The 20990-nt window shown below is 73.8% G+C and carries 23 protein-coding genes; 17 read left to right on the forward strand and 6 right to left on the reverse strand.

All coding sequences use genetic code 11. The annotated features are described in order from the left end of the window. Nucleotides 1-10: 10 nt before the first annotated feature. Both mltG and ACIBK9_RS10915 read right to left on the reverse strand, forming a co-directional pair. Nucleotides 11-925, reverse strand: coding sequence for an endolytic transglycosylase MltG (gene mltG / locus ACIBK9_RS10910; protein WP_397157035.1), 915 nt, complete (start codon nucleotides 923-925; stop codon nucleotides 11-13). Next, on the reverse strand, nucleotides 922-1275 hold the full coding sequence (locus ACIBK9_RS10915; protein ID WP_397157037.1) for a sigma-70 family RNA polymerase sigma factor: 354 nt from the start codon (nucleotides 1273-1275) through the stop codon (nucleotides 922-924). The genes mltG and ACIBK9_RS10915 overlap by 4 nt, the downstream gene beginning before the upstream one ends. Before the next feature lie 124 nt (nucleotides 1276-1399). Here ACIBK9_RS10915 and ACIBK9_RS10920 point away from each other — a divergent pair, with 124 nt between their 5' ends. From ACIBK9_RS10920 to ACIBK9_RS10935, 4 genes are all read left to right on the forward strand, one after another. Then, the gene (locus tag ACIBK9_RS10920; protein WP_397157039.1) at nucleotides 1400-1984 is read left to right on the forward strand and encodes an NADPH-dependent FMN reductase; all 585 of its coding nucleotides are present in this window, start codon (nucleotides 1400-1402) and stop codon (nucleotides 1982-1984) included. After that, entirely contained in the window at nucleotides 1981-3453 is a 1473-nt protein-coding gene (locus ACIBK9_RS10925) for a DHA2 family efflux MFS transporter permease subunit (protein ID WP_397157041.1), read from the forward strand. Before ACIBK9_RS10920 ends, ACIBK9_RS10925 begins: the two co-directional genes overlap by 4 nt. Then, nucleotides 3450-3836: a MerR family transcriptional regulator gene (locus ACIBK9_RS10930; RefSeq protein WP_358287032.1), complete on the forward strand. Its 387-nt coding sequence runs from the start codon at nucleotides 3450-3452 to the stop codon at nucleotides 3834-3836. Before ACIBK9_RS10925 ends, ACIBK9_RS10930 begins: the two co-directional genes overlap by 4 nt. Nucleotides 3837-3918: 82 nt before the next feature. Next, nucleotides 3919-4668 carry an SDR family oxidoreductase gene (locus tag ACIBK9_RS10935; RefSeq protein ID WP_387674733.1) on the forward strand — a complete coding sequence of 250 codons (750 nt, stop codon included), beginning with the start codon at nucleotides 3919-3921 and terminating at the stop codon, nucleotides 4666-4668. Nucleotides 4669-4688: 20 nt separating this feature from the next. On the opposite strand, the gene ACIBK9_RS10940 is transcribed toward ACIBK9_RS10935, so the two are convergent. Next, a complete protein-coding gene (locus ACIBK9_RS10940; RefSeq protein ID WP_397157044.1) occupies nucleotides 4689-5507 on the reverse strand; it encodes a phosphotransferase family protein in 819 nt (272 codons plus the stop codon). 148 nt (nucleotides 5508-5655) lie between these two features. Between ACIBK9_RS10940 and ACIBK9_RS10945 the strand changes: the two genes are divergently transcribed. Continuing rightward, nucleotides 5656-6708, forward strand: coding sequence for a P1 family peptidase (locus ACIBK9_RS10945; protein WP_397157046.1), 1053 nt, complete (start codon nucleotides 5656-5658; stop codon nucleotides 6706-6708). A 49-nt stretch (nucleotides 6709-6757) separates the two neighbouring features. Here the strand turns inward: ACIBK9_RS10945 and ACIBK9_RS10950 are convergent, their stop codons facing one another. Continuing rightward, a complete protein-coding gene (locus ACIBK9_RS10950; RefSeq protein WP_397157048.1) occupies nucleotides 6758-7882 on the reverse strand; it encodes an FAD-dependent oxidoreductase in 1125 nt (374 codons plus the stop codon). Nucleotides 7883-7935: 53 nt separating this feature from the next. On the opposite strand from ACIBK9_RS10950, the gene ACIBK9_RS10955 reads away from it, so the two are divergent. The 6 genes from ACIBK9_RS10955 to ACIBK9_RS10980 all read left to right on the forward strand — a co-directional run bounded on the left by ACIBK9_RS10955 (nucleotide 7936) and on the right by ACIBK9_RS10980 (nucleotide 14013). Continuing rightward, nucleotides 7936-8628 (forward strand): TetR/AcrR family transcriptional regulator, encoded by a 693-nt coding sequence (locus tag ACIBK9_RS10955; protein WP_397157050.1) that lies wholly within the window; start codon nucleotides 7936-7938, stop codon nucleotides 8626-8628. A 44-nt stretch (nucleotides 8629-8672) separates the two neighbouring features. Beyond that, nucleotides 8673-9857 (forward strand): MFS transporter, encoded by a 1185-nt coding sequence (locus ACIBK9_RS10960; protein WP_397157052.1) that lies wholly within the window; start codon nucleotides 8673-8675, stop codon nucleotides 9855-9857. 142 nt (nucleotides 9858-9999) lie between these two features. Beyond that, on the forward strand, nucleotides 10000-10812 hold the full coding sequence (locus ACIBK9_RS10965) for a phytanoyl-CoA dioxygenase family protein (protein WP_397157054.1): 813 nt from the start codon (nucleotides 10000-10002) through the stop codon (nucleotides 10810-10812). Between the two features lie 62 nt (nucleotides 10813-10874). Then, complete coding sequence (locus ACIBK9_RS10970; RefSeq protein WP_397157056.1) at nucleotides 10875-11741, forward strand: GyrI-like domain-containing protein; 867 nt, start codon at nucleotides 10875-10877, stop codon at nucleotides 11739-11741. A 221-nt stretch (nucleotides 11742-11962) separates the two neighbouring features. Then, nucleotides 11963-13453, forward strand: a complete 1491-nt coding sequence (locus ACIBK9_RS10975; RefSeq protein ID WP_397157058.1) for a hypothetical protein — start codon at nucleotides 11963-11965, stop codon at nucleotides 13451-13453. Next, nucleotides 13450-14013, forward strand: coding sequence for a GNAT family N-acetyltransferase (locus ACIBK9_RS10980; protein WP_397157060.1), 564 nt, complete (start codon nucleotides 13450-13452; stop codon nucleotides 14011-14013). Before ACIBK9_RS10975 ends, ACIBK9_RS10980 begins: the two co-directional genes overlap by 4 nt. Before the next feature lie 71 nt (nucleotides 14014-14084). Here the strand turns inward: ACIBK9_RS10980 and ACIBK9_RS10985 are convergent, their stop codons facing one another. Then, nucleotides 14085-14942, reverse strand: a complete 858-nt coding sequence (locus ACIBK9_RS10985; protein ID WP_397157062.1) for a helix-turn-helix domain-containing protein — start codon at nucleotides 14940-14942, stop codon at nucleotides 14085-14087. 94 nt (nucleotides 14943-15036) lie between these two features. On the opposite strand from ACIBK9_RS10985, the gene ACIBK9_RS10990 reads away from it, so the two are divergent. The 3 genes from ACIBK9_RS10990 to ACIBK9_RS11000 all read left to right on the forward strand — a co-directional run bounded on the left by ACIBK9_RS10990 (nucleotide 15037) and on the right by ACIBK9_RS11000 (nucleotide 17263). After that, nucleotides 15037-15717, forward strand: a complete 681-nt coding sequence (locus tag ACIBK9_RS10990; protein ID WP_397157064.1) for a polymer-forming cytoskeletal protein — start codon at nucleotides 15037-15039, stop codon at nucleotides 15715-15717. Between the two features lie 218 nt (nucleotides 15718-15935). After that, nucleotides 15936-16481 carry an isochorismatase family cysteine hydrolase gene (locus ACIBK9_RS10995; protein WP_358287058.1) on the forward strand — a complete coding sequence of 182 codons (546 nt, stop codon included), beginning with the start codon at nucleotides 15936-15938 and terminating at the stop codon, nucleotides 16479-16481. Beyond that, nucleotides 16469-17263 carry a GntR family transcriptional regulator gene (locus ACIBK9_RS11000; RefSeq protein WP_397157066.1) on the forward strand — a complete coding sequence of 265 codons (795 nt, stop codon included), beginning with the start codon at nucleotides 16469-16471 and terminating at the stop codon, nucleotides 17261-17263. The genes ACIBK9_RS10995 and ACIBK9_RS11000 overlap by 13 nt, the downstream gene beginning before the upstream one ends. A 44-nt stretch (nucleotides 17264-17307) precedes the next feature. Here ACIBK9_RS11000 and ACIBK9_RS11005 read toward each other — a convergent pair whose 3' ends face one another. Continuing rightward, a complete protein-coding gene (locus tag ACIBK9_RS11005) occupies nucleotides 17308-18273 on the reverse strand; it encodes a GDSL-type esterase/lipase family protein (RefSeq protein WP_397157068.1) in 966 nt (321 codons plus the stop codon). A gap of 62 nt (nucleotides 18274-18335) precedes the next feature. On the opposite strand from ACIBK9_RS11005, the gene ACIBK9_RS11010 reads away from it, so the two are divergent. The 3 genes from ACIBK9_RS11010 (at nucleotide 18336) to ACIBK9_RS11020 (ending at nucleotide 20959) form a co-directional block, all read left to right on the forward strand. Beyond that, nucleotides 18336-19007 (forward strand): ArsR/SmtB family transcription factor, encoded by a 672-nt coding sequence (locus ACIBK9_RS11010; protein WP_397157070.1) that lies wholly within the window; start codon nucleotides 18336-18338, stop codon nucleotides 19005-19007. Beyond that, nucleotides 19007-20314 carry an MFS transporter gene (locus ACIBK9_RS11015; RefSeq protein ID WP_397157072.1) on the forward strand — a complete coding sequence of 436 codons (1308 nt, stop codon included), beginning with the start codon at nucleotides 19007-19009 and terminating at the stop codon, nucleotides 20312-20314. Before ACIBK9_RS11010 ends, ACIBK9_RS11015 begins: the two co-directional genes overlap by 1 nt. 180 nt (nucleotides 20315-20494) lie before the next feature. After that, complete coding sequence (locus ACIBK9_RS11020; protein WP_397157074.1) at nucleotides 20495-20959, forward strand: MarR family winged helix-turn-helix transcriptional regulator; 465 nt, start codon at nucleotides 20495-20497, stop codon at nucleotides 20957-20959. The last annotated feature ends 31 nt before the right edge of the window (nucleotides 20960-20990 follow it).

The following is a 20990-nucleotide window of genomic DNA, read 5'->3' on the forward strand; positions in this document are numbered from 1 at the left end:
GAACGGGCGCTCATTCTCGGTAGCCGGGCTTCCGGGCGCGTTCGGTGAGTTCGGTGTACTCCTTTTCGGTCGTGGCGAAGCCCAGGGTGCCGCGCTTCGGGTCGGTGAGCACGAAATACAGCCAGGAGCCCGCGGCCGGTTGGAGGGCGGCCCTGAGCGCGGCCGCGCCGGGGTTGGCGACGGGCCCAGGAGGCAGGCCCTTGTGACGGTAGGTGTTGTACGGCGAACGCATCCGCACGTCCTCGACCGTGACGGGCCCGCGACGCCTGCCGAGCGCGTAGCGGACCGAGCTGTCGACCTGCAGCGACATGCCGCGGGCCAGCCGGTTGCGCAGGACGCGGGCCACCTTCGGCATGTCGGCCTCGGTGGGCGATTCGGCCTGGACGAGACTGGCCACGATGACCACGTCCAAGGCGTCGGGCCGGGCGGCCAGGCCGAGTTCGTCCGCCGTCGCGCGGAAGCGGGCCACCATCTCGCCCAGGATCTCGGCCGGGGCGGCGGAGCCGGCGAACCGGTACGTGCCGGGGAAGGCGAAGCCCTCCAGCCCGCCCTTCGCGTACGGAGGCAGGCCGAGCGCCCGGCCGTCCCCGGCGGCCTTGGCGAACGACTCCGCGGGCCTGCCGGTCACCCGGGCGAGCTCGGCGAACAGGCCGGAGACCCGCTCGCCGTCGTTGACGACCTCCACCTGAGCCCGTCCCGGACCGGGCCGCGCGGCCGCGGACGCCCCCGGGCGGCCCGGCTCCGGCGCGAGCGCCCGGACGGCCACCGTGCCCCCGGCGGCCAGGACGACGACGGCGGCCGCCGCCGCCAGCGCGACGCCCCTCCGGCGGCCAGGACGATGCGGGAGGAACCGGGCGGGAGGCGGTGGCGGCTGCTCGTCCGCCATGTCGGCGAGGGTCTCACGCAGCAGGTTCTCGATGTTCAACGGAACTCCCTCACGGCGCTCAGCTCGGGGGCGGTCTTCTTCAGCCGCTCCAGTGATCGGTAGATCTGGCTGCGGACGGAGCCCACGCGCACACCCAGCAGGTCCGCGATCTCGGTCTCCGACTTGTCCTCGAAGTAGCGCAGGACGAGCATGGTCCGCTGCCGGGGCGTCAGCCGGGACAGCGCCGCCCGCATCGTCAGGCGCAGGTCGGCCGCGTCGGCGTGCCCGTCGCCGGGCCGGAGGTCCTCGGCGGCGTGCCGGTCGCCGGTCAGCAGGTACGCCGTGCGGAACAGCGCCCCCGACCGGTCGATGACGAACTGCCGCAGAACCGCCTCGAAGCCTGGATCCACCCGTCCTCCTCCTCATGTCACCCATCAAGGACGAGCGGGCGTCCCGGAACTATGCCGGACGCCGGGAAGGCCCAGAATTCGGCGACTTGAGTTCGCCCATAGGCGAACTCCTAGCGTCCATGCCATGACGGAAACCAACGCCGACAGCCGCCTCCGGATCGCCGTGGTGATCGGAAGCGTGCGCAGGCCCAGAATGGCCGACCCGCTCGCCGCCTGGCTGGAGCGCGAGCTCAGCACCATCGACTGGCTCGACCTCGACATGATCGACCTGGCCGCGGTCTCGCTGCCGATGCACGAGCTGCAGCCCGGCGGAGGGGCCGCGTCCCCGATCGGCGACGCGCTCGCCGGCGCCGACGGGTTCGTGTTCCTCGTCCCGGAGTACAATCACAGTTTCCCCGCCGCCGTGAAGAACGCGATCGACTGGCACTTCACCGAGTGGGCGTACAAGCCGGTCGCGTTCGTCGGGTACGGCGCCTCCGGCGGCATCAGGGCCGTGGCGCAGTTGCGCATGGTCTTCCCCGAACTGCGGGCCGCCACGGTCCGCGAGTCGGTGCTGATCCCGATGGCGTGGGAGCACCTGGACGCCGGCGGCCGTTTCGTCCCCCCGCCGGGCACGACGCAGGCACTGCACACGACGATGGGCGAGCTGCGCACGTGGGCGCGGGCACTGCGGTCCGTCCGCGTCACGGACCCGGCCGGTCGGCGGTGAGCAGGCTGACCGGGCCGGAGCTGCGCGCCGCGGTCGTCCTGATGGCCGGCGGGCTGCTCGCGGTGCTGGACGCCACGATCGTCGTGGTGGCGCTGCCCGCGCTGATGGCGGCGTTCGGGGCGTCGCTGAGCTCCGTGCAATGGGTCGTCACCGCGTACGCGCTCGGGATGGTGGCGACGATGCCGCTGGCCGCCGGGCTGGCCGCGCGCTGGGGCGCGCGGCGCGTGTACCTGGCGGCGCTGGTCGGCTTCGCGGTCGCCTCCGCCGCCGCCGGCGCGGCCGGCGGCCTGGACGGGCTGATCGCCGCGCGGGCGGCGCAGGGCCTCAGCGGCGGCCTGCTGGCGCCGCTGGGGATGGCGATCGGGTTCGGCGCGGTCGCGCCCGAACGCCGCAGCCGGATGACGGCGGTCACCGGGGTGCCGATGCTGGTCGGGCCGATCCTGGGCCCGCTGCTCGGCGCGGCGCTCCTGGGCGCCGGCTCCTGGCGCGCGCTGTTCTACGTCACCGTGCCGCTGGCGCTGCTGACCGCCGCGGGCGCGCCTGCCTGGTTGCCGGCCGGCCCCGCGGGCGGCCGGCGGGTCCGGCCGGACCTGGTGGGGGCGATCCTGCTGGTGCCCGGCATCGTCGCGGTGGCCTACGGCATCAGCGCCCAGGACAGTCCGGCCTGGACGCGGATCGCCGCGGTGGCCATCGGCGCGGTGCTGGTCGCGGCCTTCTGCGCCCGGGCGCTGAGCCGTCCGGAGCCGCTGCTGCGGATCCGGCTGCTCGGTGATCCGACGTTCGGCCGGGGCGCCGCGGTGCTCGCCCTGTACGCCGCCCCCTACTTCGGCTCGGCTCTGCTGATGCCCACCCATGTCCAGACGCTGCGTCTCGACAGCGCCTCGGTCACGGCGGCGCTGATGGTCCCCGGCGCGGTCGGCATGGGCCTCAGCCTGCAGGTCGCGGCCCGGCTGCTGGAACGGCTCGGCCCCCGGCGGGTCGTCGGCACCGGGCTCGGGCTCGTGATCGCGTCCGGCGTGGTCCAGGTGATCATCCTCGCGCCGGACACCCCGTACCCGGTGCTCGGGCTGTTCGCGCTGCTCCAGGGAGCGGGCACCGGCGCGATCATGATGCCGACGATGTCCAGTTCCAGCCGGAACCTCCACGGCCCCGACCTGGCCTCGGGTTCCGCGCTGTTGTCACTGGTGAGCACGGTCGCCAACGGCATGGGCACCGTGGCGGTCGGCGCGCTGTTCACGGCGCTGACCGCCACGATGACCGGCGGCGCGTCGCTCGCGGCCCTGGCCGCCATGGACGCGGCGGACAGGGCGGCGCAGGCGGTCACCGTCACCGACGCCCTGCGGCTGACCCAGGCGGCGGCCCTCGTCGTGATGTCGGTGGCCCTCGTCGTACGATTGCGCTCTCCGGCCCGGCACTCGGCGACACCGGGCCGGCGGGAGTCGGCTGAGAGGACGGTGAGCGCGCCATGACCGTCACCGACCGTCCCGGCTCCGAGACGATCCCGGCCTCCCTCACGGTCGGGCAGGTGGCCAGGGCCGCCGGGGTGACGCCCAACGCCGTCCGCTTCTACGAGCGCTACGGCGTGATCACCGGCCACCGCAACAGCGGCAACGCCCGCCGCTTCACCGTCGACGCGGTCTGCCGGATCAAGCTCGCCCTCGCCGCGCAGCGGGTCGGCATCACCCTCAAGGAGAGCGCCGACATCCTCTCCGGCATCCCGCCCCTGTCCCGCGACCTCGGCCAGTGGATCGCCGCGGGCGAGGAACTGGTCCGGATCGGCCGGGCCCGCATCGACCAGCTGCAGACGACCGTGAACGAGCTGGCCACCCTGGACTTCCTCCAGTCCCCTTGATCGCCCTGCGGGCGTCGAGCGGCACGCCTGCCGCCCGCCCGCGGCCTTCGGGTGACTCATCCCCGATCGACAGGAACACATCATGAGCAACCTCCATGGCAAGACCGCGCTCGTCACCGGCGCGAGCAGAGGGATCGGCCGGGCCATCGCCCAGCGCCTGGCCGCGGACGGCGCGCGCGTCGCGGTCCACTACGGCGGCAACGACCAGGCCGCCGCGGAGACCGTCGCCGCGGTCGAGGCGGCGGGCGGGCAGGCGTTCGCCCTGCGGGCCGAGCTGGGCGCGCCCGGCGACGCCGACCGCCTGTGGGCCGCCTTCGACGCCCGCGCCGACGGGCTGGACATCCTGGTCAACAACGCCGGCATCCTCAACGACGAGCCCGGCATCGAGCACGTCACCAGACGGCAGTTCGAACGGCTCTTCGCGGTCAACGCCACCGCCCCGTTCTTCGTCACCCAGCTCGCACTCCCCCGCCTGCGTGACGGCGGCCGGATCGTCAACGTCTCCACGATGCTGACCCGCGGCTCGGCGATGCCGACGGCGATCAGCTACGCCATGTCCAAGAGCGCGCTCGACGTGCTCACCTCGACGCTGGCCAAGCAGCTCGGGCCGCGCGGGATCACCGTCAACACCGTGGCGCCCGGCGTCATCGACACCGACATGCACCAGGGCAGACTCGTCGGGGAGGCGCTGACCTGGTTGTCGTCGCTGTCCCCCATGGGCCGCGTGGGCACCCCCGCGGACGTGGCCGACGCGGTGGCCTTCCTGGCCGGCGACGACAGCCGCTGGGTGACCGGCCACTGGCTGGACGCCTCGGGCGGCACCCTGCTCTGACGGCGCGCCCCGGCCAGCCCCTACCCGAGCAGCCGCAGCACCCGCTCGGCCTGGACCGCCAGCGTGCCCGGCGGGTTGTGCGGCGCCGCCGGGCCGCCGGGGCCGAGCTGGAGGAACCAGCCCAGTGCGATCAGAAGACGGAAGGCCCGCACGCGCCGGGCCTCCGCCGGGGTGAGGTCGACCAGGGCCAGCAGTCGCCGCGCGTCCAGGGCGCCGTCGAGGCGGGAGATGTGCTCGCACAGCTCGCCCAGCTCGAAGGCGCGATCGTTGCGGCCGGAGTCCTCCCAGTCGATGAGCCGGACGCGGCGGTCGTGCTCGTCCCACAGGTAGTTCGCGCGGTTGCCGTCGGCCATCCCGAGAACGGGCGGACGGGGATCGGTGGCGAGGCCGTCGGGCGCGGAGGAGTCCAGCCACGCGACGCCCGCGCGGTACGCCTCCCGCACCACGGGTTCGTCGCCGAGCTCGGGTCGCCGACCGGCCCAGGCGCGAGCCTTGGCCACGGCCGCCACGGGCCCCCAGGAGGCGGGGCCGACCGTCTCCACCACCTGGCGCGGCAGCCGGTGCAGCCGGTTCAGGGCGTCGGCCGTCGCCTGGATCTGCTCGCCGGTGGCCTGCTCGCCGCGCAGGACGCGGCCGGGCAGCCGGCTCATCACGATCAGCGGCGGACGGCCGTCGAGCGCGGCCCGCACGGGGACAGGGGCGAGGCCGGGGGCGTGTTCGGCGAGCAGGGTGAGCGCCTGCCATTCCCGGCGCGGCTCTCCCCGCCCCCACGAGGCGTACCGCTTGATCACGACGTCGTCATGGAATTCGAGGTCGTGCGTGCATCGGCCGGCCGTCATCTGCCCGTCGCGCCCCTTCCGGTCCCGTGCGGCCGGCGGGCGGGTGGCCCTCCGACCAGGTCTCCCGCGAGGGGACGGAAGGGCTCCGAGCCTATCGGTCGCCGAGGGGCACGCGTCGGCTGAGCGGAGCCCCGACAATGGGAACATTATGGACAATCACCTCACCGCAGCCACGAGGGGACGCGCGCGGGCGCGCGAACTGGGCGTCGTCGTCGGCACACTGCCGACCGGGCCGTTGAACGCGATCACCGACGTCGAAGGCGTCCTGGTCGGCCACACTACCCTCGACGACGGCGCCGACCTGCACACCGGGGTCACCGCCGTCGTCCCCCGTCAGCTCACCGCCGAAGGGCGGTCGCTGCCCGCGGCCGTGTACGCCGGCAACGGCTACGGCAAACTGGTCGGCTCCACCCAGATCGACGAGCTCGGCGTGCTGGAGTCGCCCGTCGTGCTGACCGCCACGCTGTCGGCGTTCCGGGCGGCGGACGCGCTGCTCACCTACCTGATGGACCGCAGCCCGGAGGGCATCTCCTTCAACCCGGTCGTGGGCGAGACCAACGACGGCTTCCTGTCCGACATCCGGCGCCGCCCGATCACCGAGCGGCACGTGCTCGACGCGCTGGAGGGTGCGTCCGGCGGGCTGCCCGCCGAAGGGTGCGTGGGAGCGGGCGCCGGGACGACGGCGCTGGGCTACAAGGCGGGCATCGGCACCTCGTCCCGGCGGCCGGTGGCCGAGGGGGCCGCGGTGACGGTCGGGGCGCTCGTCCAGGCGAACTTCGGCGGCGTGCTGACCGTGGGGGGCGTCCCGATGCCGGTCGAGGAGCTCGTCCCGGGGGCCACCGGCGAGGAGCCCATCGGCAACTCCTGCATGATCGTGGTGGCCACCGACGCGCCGCTCGACGCGCGTCAGCTCGCCCGCCTGGCCCGCCGGGCGATCTTCGCGATGGGCCGCGTCGGGGCCTCGTACTCCAACGGGAGCGGCGACTACGCCATCGCCTTCAGCACCGCGTCGCCGGAGCTCCCGCGCCTGCCCGACGCCGGCCTGAACCCGCTGTTCGCCGCGGTCATGGACGCGGTGGAGGAGGCGCTGCTCAACTCGCTGTTCACCGCGACGACCACCACCGGCGTCCGCGGCCGGACCCGTCACGCCGTTCCGTACGACCGGCTGCCGCGGACCGGCGCGGGAGAGCCGGTCGGCTAGCTGTTCCGTCCCGTGAGGTCGGGCACGCGGCCGGCGGGCGGCAAGCCGGTCAGGACGCCTGGACCGCGTCGAAGACGGCGATGGCCGTGGCGGGATCCGGGCCGACGAGACGTTCCAGGCCGTCCGCCGTCATCTTCGCCCACCTGCCGGCCCGTTCCCACATCCGTTCCTCGAAGGCGCGGACGGCCTCGTCCGGATCGCCGGGGCCGGCGGCCAGGGCCTCGGCGAGCTCGGCGCCCTCCAGCATCGCCAGGTTCGCGCCCACCCCCAAGGGCGGCATGAGGTGGGCGGCGTCCCCCAGGAGCGTCAGTCCGGGGACGTGGTCCCAGGTGTGGGAGACGGGCAGGACGTAAAGGGGGCGGTCGGCGAACGCGGTGCCGCGGCGCAGGAGGTCGAGCACGGGGTCGGCCCAGCCCTCGAACAGCGCCAGCAGGCGGGACCGCACAGCCTCGGCGCCGTCCGGGCCCGGGTCGGTGTCCGCGTGCCGGTCCAGCGGCGCGCGGAACTGGGCGTACACCTTGACGTGGCCGCCGCTGTTGCGCTGGGCGACGATGGCCCGGTTCACGCCGTAGACGGCCACGGAACCGTCGCCGATCAACCGGGCGAGGTCCGGGTGGCGGGTGTCGACGTCGTCGAGGGAGGTCTCGACCGCGGTGACGCCGGTGTACTGCGGCGTCGCGGCGGAGAGCGCCGGGCGGACCCGGGACCAGGCCCCGTCCGCGCCGACCACGAGGTCGAACGTCTCCTGCCGCCCGTCGGCGAAGCGGAGCAGCACGCCGTCCCGCGTTCCGGGCGTCACGTCCGTCACGGCGTGCCCCCATCGGACGTCCAGGGAGCCGAGCAGCAGGTCGCGAAGCTGCCCGCGGTCGATCTCCGGATTGGCCCGGTCGTCCGGACGGGGCCGCCAGTCGCGCAGCACGGTCCCGTCAGGGGCCAGGATGCGCATGGCCTGGCCCTCGGGACGGGACAGCGCCTGGAACTCGGCCAGCAGCCCCGCCTTGTCCAGCGCGCGCTGGCCCATCCCCTCGTGCAGGTCGATCGTGCCGCCCGGAGGACGGGCGTCGGGCGCGGCATCGCGTTCGAAGACGGTGACGGGATGGCCGTAGCGGTGCAGGACGCGGGCGAAGGTGAGGCCCGCGGGGCCGCCTCCCACTACGGCGATACGTTGTCTCATGTCGATACACTGTATTGCCGCGAGACGCTGTATCGCAACAGTACGATGTATCCATGACTGTGTGGGACCGTCCGGAGCCGCCGACCCGCCCCGCGCCGCTCGACCGGCAGCGGATCGTCGCCGCGGCCGTCGCGCTGGCCGACGAGGGCGGGCTGGAGGCGGTGTCGTTGCGCAAGGTCGCCGCCCGGCTCGACGTCGGCCCGATGCGGCTGTACGGATACATCTCCACCAAGGAGGAGCTGTTCGACCTCATGGTGGACGAGGTCCACGCCGAGATCCTGCCCGACGGGCCGCCCGGCGACTGGCGGGAGGCGCTGCGCGGCCACGCGGTCCGCACCAGGCAGGCCGCCCTCCGTCACGAATGGCTGGCCGACCTGCTCGGCGGCCGTCCGAGCCTGGGCCCGAACGCCCTCGCCGTGACCGAACGCACGCTGGCCGCCCTCGACGGCCTCGCCGACCTCGACACCGTCATGCACGCCGTGCAGACCGTCGGCGCGTACCTGACCGGCGCGATCAGGCGCGAGATCGCGCAGCTGCGGGCCGAGCGCGCCACGGGCCTGTCCAAGCTCGACTGGCAGCGCGCCTACGGCCCGCACGTGAGCCGGATGCTGGCCACGGGCCGCTACCCCACGCTGGCCAAGTTCGTGCACGACGGCACGGAGGTGGCCGCCGAGGAGTCCTTCGTGACCGGCCTGGAGTGGGTCCTCGACGCCGTGGCCGCCAGACTCGACCGGCCGGACGCGTGACGCTCCCCACACCGCCTTCCGGGGAGCCCTCCACGCCGCCCCCTGTGCCGCCTTCCGGTTCCGCCGCGGCGGCGCCCGCGGCGGCGGGCCGGCGGATGTGGCCGCTGTACGCGGCCGGGTTCACCACCGCGTTCGGCGCGCACGGCATCGCCGCCAACCTCGGCGGGTTCTCCACGGACGCGGTCACCTCGCTGCTCGTCCTCGGCGGGCTGCTGGCCCTGTACGACGGCGCCGAGGTGCTGCTCAAGCCCCTGTTCGGCAGCCTCGCCGACCGCATAGGCGCCCGTCCGGTGCTGGTGGGCGGGCTGGTGGCGTTCGCGGTCGCCTCCGGCCTGTACGTCGTCGCCGACAGCCCCGGCTGGTTGTGGGCCGCCCGCCTGGGCCAGGGAGCGGCGGCCTCGGCGTTCTCACCGTCGGCCTCGGCGCTGGTGGCCAGGCTCAATCCGGCCGCCAAGCTCGGCCGGGCCTTCGGCGGCTACGGCTTCTGGAAGTCGATCGGCTACACCCTGGGCCCGCTGCTGGGCGGCGTGCTGGTGTGGGCCGGCGGCCTGCGGCTGCTGTTCGCGGTCCTGACCGTGCTGGGCGCGGCGGTCGCCGTGTGGGCCGCGCTGGCCGTGCCCGCGGTGCCGCCGCTGCCCAAGGTCCGCCAGACGGTGCTGGACCTGGCGCGGCGCCTGGCCGATCCGGCCTTCCTCGCGCCGACCGCCGCGCTGGCCGGGGCCACCGCCGCGCTGTCGGTCGGCGTGGGCTTCCTGCCCGTGTCCGGCCGGGCCGCCGAGCTGGGCACGGTCGCGACCGGCGCGGCGGTGTCCGTCCTGGCGGCGTGCGCGGCGGTGGTCCAGCCCAGGGCCGGGCGGGCCCTCGACGAAGAGCGTCTGTCGACCCGTACCGGCCTGCTGTGCGGGCTGCTGGTCACCGCGGCGGGGCTGGCCTGCGCCATGCTGCCCGGCCTGGCCGGCATCCTGTCGGCCGCCGTGCTGATCGGGGCCGGGACGGGGCTCATCACCCCGCTCGGTTTCGCCGCCCTCGCCGCCCGCACCCCGGCCGAACGCATGGGCCAGACCATGGGCGCCGCCGAACTGGGCCGGGAGCTGGGCGACGCCGGCGGCCCGCTGCTCGTGGCCGGCGTCGCCACCCTGGCCTCGCTCACCTACGGTTACGCGGCCCTCGCACTCCTGCTCGCCGCCGGCCCGCTCGTCGCCCTCGCCCTGCGCCGCCGCACCCATTGAAGAACCGCCACGCCGGCGATCCCTCGCCGGGGTGTCCCACAGCATGGCCCCCACGAGCCCGTGCCGGCTCAGTCTCATACCCGACAAAGGTGGTACGGAAGATGTCGGGCCACCGGGGCCGGTGTCGTCGCAGGCTGGCGGCATGAATGACACGACCTTGGTATCCCGTTTCCTCCGCGACGGCTTCGTGAAACTGGAGGGAGCCGTCGCGCCGCGCGTGGCCGCAGACTGCGCGCGGCTGCTGTGGCGGGAGACGGGTTGCGACCCCGACGACCCGTCGACGTGGACGCAGCCCGTGCACTGGGTGGGCGGCATGGCGCAGGGACCGTTCGCCGCCGCGCCCAACTCCCCCTTCCTGCACCACGCGTACGACCTGCTCGTCGGCGCGGGCCGCTGGGAGCCGCGCTACTCGCTCGGCACGTTCCCGCTGCGCTTCCCCCACGAGGACGAGCCGGAGGACGCGGGCTGGCACATCGAGGGGAGCTACCTGCCGGAGGGCGAGACCTGGTACTTCACGAATCTGCGCTCCCAGGGACGGGCGCTGTTGATGCTGTTCCTGTTCAGCGAGGTCGGCGAGGAGGACGCCCCGACTCGGATCCGGGTCGGCTCACACCTCGACGTGCCGAAGGTGCTGGAGAAGTACGGAGAGGACGGGGCGAGCGGGCTGACCCTCGCGCCCGATGTGGTGGCGGCGTCCGACCACCGGCCACTCGCCCTCGCCACCGGGTCCCCGGGCGACGTCTTCCTGTGCCATCCGTTCCTGGTGCACGCCGCGCAACCGCACCATGGGGTGCGACCGCGCTTCATGGCCCAGCCGCCGCTGATGCCGGCCGCGCCGTACGAACTGGAGCGGGCTGACGGTGCGTACTCGCCCGTGGAGATCGCGATCCGCCGGGGCCTGGGACGGGACACCCCCGGTCCGGACGGGGACGGCGCCGGCAGCAGCGCCGGGTAGACCTGCTTCACGGCTATCGTCGGCAAGATGGCCGTGAAGAGGGACGAGGACGGAGGCCAGCCATGCTGGAGCGGCTGAACCAGGCCCTGGAGCACATCGAGCGCCATCTCGACCAGGCCATCGACGTGGAGCAGCTGGCACGCATCGCGGCCACCTCCGAGCACCACCTGCGCCGGATGTTCTCCGCGCTCGCGGGCATGCCGCTGTCGGAGTACGTCCGGCGTCGTCGGCTCACCCTCGCGGGCGCCGAAGTGCTCGCGAGGCGTGAAACGCTGCTGGAGATCGCGGTGCGCTACGGCTACGGCTCCGGTGAGGCGTTCGCGCGGGCGTTCCGTGCCATGCACGGCATCGGACCAGGCGAGGCCCGGCGTACCGGCGCCGCACTCAACTCCCAGTCCCGGATGGTCTTCCGTCTCGTCATCGAAGGGAGAAGCAGCATGCGGTACCGCGTCGTGGACAGGGCGGACTTCACCGTCGTCGGGTTCAGGACCCGGGTACCGCTGGTGCACGCGGGCCCGAACCAGGCGATCATGGACTTCGTCCGTGGGATCGACGCACAGACTCTGGAGCGCCTGGAGAAGCTGTCGGACCAGGAGCCGCACGGCATCGTCGCGGTCTGCGACGACATGGACCCCAGCCGCGCCGAGGGCACCGAACTCGACTACCACCATGGCGTGATCACCTCCGCGGCCGCTCCGGAGGGCACGACCACGCTGGACGTCCCGGCCGGTACGTGGGCGGTCTTCACCACCTCCGGGCCGGCGCCACAGGCCATCCAGGAGCTGTGGCGGGACGTGTTCACCGAATGGTTCCCGTCGAACCCGTACCGCACCCGCACCGGTCCCGAGATCCTGCGCATCCACCTGTCGCCGGACAAGACCGAGGCCGACGCCGAACTGTGGCTCCCGGTGGAACCCGAGCACAGCTGAACACCGCGGCGCTGTGGACATCGCCGCCATGGCGATCACGACGCTGCCAAGCCTCGCTCTCGCCCGCCGACGCTCGTCCGGGACCAACGGCGGCGGCCCACGGAGCGAGCGCCAATGCTCCCGGAACCGAAGGGCCGCCACGACAGCGAGGCGGCCTGGTGACAGCGGGGTGACAGGCGTCGTTCGGGGCGTGTTAGGCGTCGATCCCTATAACCGTTGGCATGTCGATCACCGACCTCCTCCGCCGGGAATGGGCCGCGTTCCGCCGTCCCGGCCGCCTGACCGCCCTTGCCGTCGCGGTCCTCGCCGTCATCGGGCTGGGCCTGTTGTCGGCGTCCGGGAGCCGCTCCTCCTGCGACGGCCCCTGCCCCGCCACCCCCGTGGCCGCCGACGGCTCCGCCGTCGGCGACACGTTCTGGTTCCTGCACCGCGGCCTGGGCCGCCAGGGCGCCATCACGGTCCGGATGACGTCCATGACCGGGACGATCACCTACCCCCCGCCGAACCACGACAGCATCGTCGCCGGTCTGGTGCCCTGGGCGAAGGCCGGGATCATCGTCAAGGACGGCCCGCGCCAGGGCTCCCGTTACGCGGCCCTGGCCATGACCGGCGCCCACGGCGTGCGCTTCCAGTACGACTACCGGCACGACGTGGCGGGCAGCCGCGACCGGCTCCCCCGCTGGCTGCGCCTGACCCGCTCCGGCGACACCATCACCGGCGCCGAGTCCGCCGACGGCAACCGTTGGCACACCGTAGGCACGGCGACGATGGCCGGGCTGCCGGACACCGTGCGGGTCGGCCTGTTCGCCACCTCGCCCGGCGACCTCACGCTCCGCGAGACCGGCCTCGGCGGCGCGGTGGAGGAGTCGCGGTTCACCCAGGCCGTCGGCGTCTTCGACCACGTCACCGTCGAGGGCGGCGACGGCGGCTGGGTCAGTGAACCCGTCGGTCAGATGAACCAGACCGACTGGGAGAAATACCACAATCCCTCCGGAGCCGTGCGGAAGGGCGAGGTCGTCACGGTCAGCGGCACCGGCGACATCGGCCCCCTCGGCGAGGACAGCCCGCGCGTCGTCGAGAACCTCCTGGCCGGGCTGGTGATCGCGCTCGCCGTCGTGCTCGTGGTGGCGGCCCGCCTCGGCTCGCGCACCGCCCGGGAGGCGGTCCCGCGGCGGGTGGTCGCCGCGCGCGCCGCCGTCGCAGGGGTGGCCGCCTTCGTGACCGGGCTGGTCGCCGCGGGGGTGGTCCTGCCGGTGGGCATCGCGATCATGAAGGGGAACGGCGTGCCGGCGCAACCGCTGCCGCTGCTCACCGGGGCGCGGGTGATCGCCGGCGCCGGCCTGGTGCTCGCGCTCGGCGCCGTCCTCGCGTACGGGCTGGGCGTGTGGCTGCGCCGGGCGGCGGCCCTCGTCGCGCTCGCGCTGGTCGCGCTGCCGTACGGCCTGACGGCGTTCCCGCTGCTGCCCGACGCCGTCGCCGGGTGGCTGCTGCGGCTGACCCCGGCGGCGGGCTTCGCCGTGCTGCAGACGCGGGTGGAGTATCCGCAGGTGACCGCCCATTACGCGCCCTCGGCGGGATACTTCCCGCTGCCCGGGTGGGCCGGGCTCGCCGTGCTGGGCGCGTACGCGGCGGTCGCGACGTGGTGGGCCCTGCGCCGCGGGGCCGCGCCGGTACCGTCCGCGCCGCCCGGTTCTGGCATCATCGCCGGATGATCCCCATGACGACCGACCGGCTGCTGCTGCGTCTGCCGGACGACGACGACCTCGCCCCCTTCACCGCCATGAACGCCGATCCGGAGGTCATGCGGTACATCGGCGACGGTTCCGTCCTGCCGCCGGACCCGGACCGCACGGCGGCGTGGATCGCGCGCGCCCGGCGGGAATGGCAGGAAAGCGGGCACGGCCCGCTCTCCGTCGTCGTGCGCGAGACCGGGCTGACGGCCGGCTGGGTCACCTTGACGGTGCCCGCGTTCCTCCCCGAGATCCTGCCCGCCGTGGAGATCGGCTGGCGGCTCGGACGAGCGTACTGGGGCAACGGCTACGCCACCGAGGCGGCCGGACGACTGCTGCGGTTCGGGTTCGCCGAGTGCGGCCTCGACCGGATCGTCAGCATCCGTCACGTGGACAACCAGCGGTCCCGCCGGGTGATGGACAAGCTCGGCCTGCGGTTCGCGTTCGAGACGGTGGTCCCGGGCCACGGACGGCCGGTCGCCGTGCACGAGATCACCAGAGCCGCCCACGAGGAGCCGTCACCTCACCCGCGCCTGCCGTAGACGCCGGCTGGCGGTTCCTGCGCCGCCATCCCCTGCGCTGCGCCTGGTCGGCGGCGGCCGGGCCTGAGCCGCTAGGCGAGGTCGCGGGGAGGCCCGGAGGGCCAGGCGACGTCGTCCACCGCGAGGAACGGCGAGAGCGCGACCGCGGCCGGCGTCACCCCCGCGAAGGTCATGACGTCCCTGTGCAGGTGCGACTGGTCGGCGTAGCCGCTCTCGGCCGCCACCAGGGCGGCCCGCTCACCGGCGGCCAGACGGTGGGCCGCCTGGTCGAAGCGGATGAGCCGGGCGACCCGCTTGGGCGTGAGGCCGACCTGGGCGCGGAACCGGGCCCACAGGCGCTTGCGGCTCCAGCCGGCCTCGGCGGCGAGCCGCTCGACGGGCACCCGCCCGCCGCTGGCCGCCATCCGCCGCCACGAGAAGGCGACCTCCGGATCGGCGGCCCGGCCCTGGTCGGCCCGCCTGGCCAGCGCGTCCCGCGCGATCGCGAACCGGTCCTCCCACGACCGGGCGGCCCGCAGCCGCTCCTGGACGCGTTCGGCCTCGCGCCCCCAAAGGTCGTCGAGCGCGACCACCGTGCCGCTCAGCTCGGCGGACGCGCCCAGGACGGCGTGCGCGGCCATCGGCGACAACCGGATCTGCAGGCACTCCATCCGGCGGGTCAGACCGCTCCCTCGCACCTGCCGGGGCGCGAGGCCGGCGACGACGCGTCCGAGCTGCCGGGAGCCGCGGTCGTCCTCGATGACGAACGGCTCGTCGCCGAGGTCGAAGAGCAGGGTGACCGCGGGGTGCGGGACCAGGGCGAGGTCGCGGAACTCGTTGGCCCGGTCGCTGAACCCCGCCATGACGACCCCGGGCAGGCCGCCGGGCCGCGACGGGACGGTGATCTCCCATCCGGGCACATGACCGCGAACCGGCACAACTGACCGCACCCCGCCATCGTACGAGCCCCGCGCCGCGGGTGATCTCGGCGGCCGGGACCACGCCCGGCGAACAGCAGCCGGCCTGATTGCTAGGGTCACGCGCATGCGATCGACTTATCTCGCCTGGGACGACGCGGTTGACCTGTTCGAGCGGCGCGGCCTGCCGAAGGAGACGTACGGGAACCTGTACGAGGAGGAGTACATCCTCGTGCCCGGTCCCGCCACGGTGACCGGCGAACTCCCCCTCGACGAGCACGAGCGCACGCCGTGGCGCGAGCACACCCCCGACGCCGCGACCGGCTACATCGTGGACGGCGACCTGCTCGTCGACGGGAACGTCACCGACGTGGACGACGGCTCCGCCGCGCTGATCGTCCTGGGCGACCTGCGGGCGCGGAACGTCTACCTGGCCGGTGACGCCAAGCTGGTCGTGCGCGGCCACGTGACGGCCGAGACGTTCGTCGGCGACATGACCGACAAGCTGGTGATGATCCATGGCGACCTGCGCACCACCGTCTCGATCTTCTGGAACGAGTTCTGCCCCGACCTGATCGCCGGCACCCTGCACGGCAGGGCCCTCACGCCGGCCTACCTCGACCTGTCCGACGCCGGTGTCGGCGCCCTGGCCGACCCGTCGCCCGAGGTCCCGCTCAGCCGCCTCCTCGTGCCGGAACTGCTGATCAGCGGCGCCCCCGGCCCCGACGACCTGCCCGAGATCGGCGTCCGCGGCGACGTCCTGCGCGACCGCCTGCTGTCCGGCCTGCCCCTCACGATCGCAGGATGAGCCCCGGACGCCGATCGCGCATGACAGGCGTTTCCGCTGGGCAGATCCTCCATGGCAGGTGACGTAACCCCTTGATCGGCGCAATTCCGGCGCGCCGGAAGACCGTCGCCGTCACGCTCCGGTTGCTGATATCTCAACTCTTGCCTACTGTGATCCCAGTTTGACCGGAGGGGACGCGGGCCGTCGCGCCCGCCGGAAACACTGGACGGAGCAATGTCGTGACCACTGCACTCATCATCGGCGACCTCCAGCGGGGCATCACGGGCGGTTACCCGTTCGCCCAGCAGGTCGTGCCGCCGCTCACCGAACTGCTGCCCCGCGCCAGGGCGGCCGGCGTCCTGGTGGTGTTCGTGCACTTCGCGTTCCGGGCCAACGGGGCGGACGTGCCGCCCGGCAGCGCGCTGATGAAGTCGTTCTTCGAGGCCGGCGACGCCTTCCACGAGGGGTCGGCCGGAACCGAGCTCGCCCTGCCGGTCGCCGACGAGGACGTCGTCGTGCTGAAGCGCCGCGCCAGCGCGTTCGCCGGGACCGACCTCGACCTCGTGCTCCGCGCGCGGGGCGTCACCACTGTGGCGGTCGCCGGGGTCGCCACCAGTGCGATGGTGGCCGCGACCTGCTACGACGCGGCCGACCGCGGCTACCAGGTGACAGTGCTGAGCGACGGCTGCGGCGACGGCGATCCGGCGCTGCACGACTTCTTCGTGGACGCCGTCTTCCCGAGCCGGGGGTTCGAAGTGGTGTCGTGCGACAAGTGGCAAGTTTGATCGCGGACGGGCGGGAGGCGTCCCGGCCGCTTCACCCCGTGACCGGCGCGATGGCTCACCTGCCCGCGTTGCTGCTGGTCGGCCAGGAGGTCACCGGCCTCGACCGCACCGGCCAGGCGTACCGGGCGATCCGGCGTCAGATCATCGACCTGACGCTGCCGCCGGGCAGCAGCTTCAGCGAGGCGTCGCTCGCGCGGCAGTGGCAGATGAGCAAGACGCCGGTGCGCGAGGCGCTGGGCCGCCTGCGGCGCGACGGGCTCGTGGACGCCCTGCCGCGAGCCGGTTACGTCGTCAGCCCGATCACCCTCCAGGACACCGACGACCTGTGCGCGCTGCGCACGCTGCTGGCCGGCGAGAGCGCCGCCGCCGCCGCGCGCCGCGGCGTCGAGGGCCCGGCGCTGGAGCGGCTCGAAGAGCTGGCCGAGGTGCCCGGCGCGCTCGCGGCGGGCGAGGCCGACCTGGAGCAGTCGCTGCGGGCCGGGATCGAGTTCGAGGCCGTCATCGCCGACGCCGGCGGCAACGGCCGGTACGCCAAGGCGATCGTCGGCGTGCTGGACGAGCTGGAGCGGGTGCTGCGGATGGCCGCGTTGATCGCTCCGGAGGTCGCGAGCCCGCCCGGGGAGCTGGCGGGCGTCCACGAGCGCCTGCGCGCCCGGGACGCGGACGGCGCCCGCGAGGCCATGCGCGGCCGGTGCGAGCGCGTGCGCCGGGACGTGTCGCGGGTCCTGACCAAGAGCGCTTCCGTCAGCCGGGCCGGCATCGAGATGCCACCCCGGACGTAGGCCCATCGCTCGGGACGACGCGACCAGGCTCCAGGAAACACTGTTCACGGTCGGCTGAGGACCGCCGTCGGCCCCTGCTGGAGCCGCGACCGGCGGGGCCGCGGTCCTAGTCCCGCGATGATCTGATCGGCGGTGACGTCGGGGTCACGACAGGTGATGTCATTGATGCCCGCCATCACGATCACCGTTCGCACGCCCGGCTTGTCGAGCACGTCCCGCTGGAAGCGGGCGAGGGCGCGTTCGCCGAAGAGCGGGTGGTCGCAGAGGACCCGGTTGCCGGAGATCCCGCTGTTCAGGACGGTCAGCCGGGCGCCGGAGGCGACGAGGCGCTCGGCGAGCTGGTCGGGGTAGCGGTTGTCAGCGTCCGGGGTGGAGGCGGTGCCGTCGGTGACCGAGTCGCCGAAGGTCACCACCGCGCCGCGGGCCGAGGCGCCGAGCACGTCGACGCCGCTGAGGAAGTACCACGACTGGGTGGTGTCGGTGAAGTCGGTGCCGCGCGGGTCGAACCGGTGGTCGCCGGACGCCCGGTAGCTGGTGGCCGAGGAGATGTCGTGGAAGGTGGCGGGTCCGGTCGCGCCATGGAAGTGGAGGGTGACGGCCAGCCGGTCGAGCGCCTCCAGCCGGAGCGGGATCGGGTCGCTGACCAGCTCCTGGCCGGCCTCGACCACGGCGTCCGCGCGCCGGGAGAAGGTGACGGCGCGCAGAGTGCCAGGACGTACGGCGGCGCCGGTCGCGGCCTTGGCGATCGTCGCCCCGTTCACGGTGACAGGCGCGGTGCCGTACCGGTTGGAGATGGTGATGCGGAGGGCGGCTCCCGGCCCGGTGACGCGGAGCACCTGACGGACAGAGTGGCGTTCGATGCCCTGTTCCGACCAGTTGGACGACCACGGCAGCCCGCCGGGTGAGGGCTGCTGGACGGCTGCCGCCCAGGCGCCCGTCCAGCGGGGCTGCGTCGTACCGCCTTGGGCGGGGACGGCGGTGAAGGCGAGGGTGAGCGCGGCCAGGCGCATTGCAAACATCTCTTCGCGAACAAGTCTTTGCGAAGGACTGTTTGCGGTCTACGCTGCCTGACATGACCGAACCCTCCGAGAGCGTGGTCGTCCTCGACGCCAAGGGCCTGCGGGCGCTGGCCCACCCGGTACGGGTGCAACTCGTGGACCTGCTGCGCAAACACGGCCCGTCCACCGCCACCCGCCTGGCCGAACGCCTGGGGGTGAACTCGGGCACCGCCAGCTACCACCTGCGCAGGCTCGGCGCCGCCGGATTCGTCGCGGAGGACACCGAGCGCGGCAACGCCCGCGAACGCTGGTGGCGCTCTGTCCACCACGTCACCCGGCTCACCGATGACGAACTGTCGGAGCGGGAGCCCGAGGCGGTGCTCGCCTACATGCAGTCCATCGCCGCCCTGTACGGCCTGCGCACCCAGCGGACGCTCAACGAGCTGCCGACCATGCCGGCGGAGTGGCGGCGGGTGCTCGACCTCAGCTCCGTCGCGCTGCGGATCACGCCGGAGGAGGGGCTTCGGTTGCGCGAGGAACTGGCGGAGGTCGTCGACCGCTACCGGCGCGACACGCCCGGCCAGCCGGCGCCCGAAGGGGCCGCCCGGGTCTCGCTGATCACCCAGCTCCTGCCCGAACTGCCCGAAACAACCGATCCGCCCGAAACGACTGATCCGTCCGAGACGACCGAGCTGCCCGAGTCGGCCGAAGCGCCAGAGCCCCCCGAGTCGACCGAAGGTGCGTGATGGGGGCGCGCGAGTCGTTACGCCCGATGGCCGGCCTGCTCGCGGCCATGACGGTGTCGCTGACCGCGACGCGGGTGTCGGCCATCGCGTTGCCCTGGTTCGTCCTGACGACGACCGGGAGCCCGGCGCGCACCGGGATGGTGGCGTTCGCCGAGATGGCCCCGTACGTGCTGGTCAAGGCGCTGGCCGGGCCGCTGGCCGACCGGGTCGGGCCGCGCCGGATCTCCTGGATCGGGGACGTGGTGAGCGCCGCGGCGGCCGGGGCGGTCCTCCTCCTGCACGCCCTGGACCTGCTGCCGCTGGGCGCGCTGATCGCCCTCGTCGCGGTGGTCGGCGCGGCCCGCGGTCCGGGCGATCTGGCCAAGGAGATCATGATTCCGGAGGCGGCCGAGCGCGGGCGGGTGCCGCTGGAGCGCGCCACCGGGCTGATGGGCGTGACCGAGCGGCTGGCCCAGACGGTGGGGCCCGCGGCGGGCGGGGCGGTGGTGGCGCTGCTCGGACCGCTGGCCGGCCTGGGCATCAGCGTCACCTGCTTCGCGCTCGGCTCGATGATCGTGACGTGGGCGCTGCCGCGCGGCATGGGACACCGCGCTTGGGCGGAGGAAGCCCCGGAGGCGAAGGAGGGCTACTGGCGGCGGTTCGGCCAGGGCTTCACGTTTCTGCGCGGCGAACCGCTGCTGCTGTCCGTGGTCGTCATGGTCGGCGTCACGAACCTGCTCGACGCGGCCTTCAGCCAGGTGCTGGTGTTCGTGTGGGCCAGCGAGTCCGGTCACGGCGCCGCCGTGGTGGGCCTGAACAGCAGCGTCATGGGGTTGACGGCGGTCGGCGGCAGCCTGGTCGCGGCCGCCGTGGCGCACCGGATGCGGCGCAGGCCCGTGTTCTTCGTGGCGTTCCTGCTCGCCGGACCGACCCGGTTCCTCGTCCTGGCGGTGGATCCGCCGTTGTGGGCCATGGTGGCGGTGTTCGCGGTGGGCGGGTTCGCCGGCGGGTTCCTCAACCCGATCCTCGGGGCGATCTCCTACGAGCGGGTGCCCCGGAGCCTGCTGGGCCGGGTCAACGCGCTGAAGGACTCCCTCGCCTGGGCCGGCATCCCGCTCGGCGGGCTGGTGGGCGGGGCGCTGGTGGCGGTCGCGGGGCTGACGCCGGTGCTGCTCGCCGGCGGGGCGGTCTACGCCCTCACCACGAGCCTGACGGGGCTGCGGCCCGAGTGGCGGCAGATGGACCGGCTCCGCGGCCAGGGCCCGCCCGTCCCTCCCGCCTCGCCGGCGCTGCCCGCGCCGCCGGTCGCACGCCGGCGGCGATCTTGAGGAGCACCACGCCACCGATGATCGCGGCGAACGAGGCGAGCTCGGTCGGCGTGATCTTCTCCTTGTAGATCAGCGCGCCGAGGACGACCGTGCCGATCGAGCCAATGCTTGCATGTGCATGTATGCTTTTGTCAATCCCGCGTCCGAGAGACCGGGTCCTCAGAGAAGGAGGAGGCTTCCATGGCTCCGACGGCACCCACTCCGCACCCGGCCCCGGCGCCCTCGGCGGTGTCCAGCTCCTGGAACGACGTCCTGCTGCTGCACGCCCGCGTGGAGAACGCCCTGGCCACGGCCCTCCAGCGGCGGCACGGCATCGGCCTGTCGGAGTACCGGGCGCTCGGCCATCTCGCCACCTCGGACGCCGGCGAGCTGCGCATGCAGGAGCTGGCCGACCGGATCGGGCTCAACCAGAGCTCCGTGACCCGGCTGGTGACCCGGCTGAACACGGCGGAGCTCACGTACCGGGACCTGTGCCCGGACGACAAGCGCGGGGTCTACACCGTCATCACCGACGCGGGCCGGGCCCGCTACGCCGAGGCGAACGTCACCTACGAGGCGACGCTGAGGACCGCCCTGGAGGAAGCCGCCCAGGCCGGCCCTCGGCTGGCCGCGGCGCTGCCGGCCCTGGGCCTGCTCGACCGGTGACCCCGCCATTCCCCTTGTTTCGAATATCGAG

It is taken from the genome of Nonomuraea sp. NPDC050227 (assembly GCF_044459705.1).
Taxonomy (GTDB): Bacteria; Actinomycetota; Actinomycetes; order Streptosporangiales; family Streptosporangiaceae; genus Nonomuraea.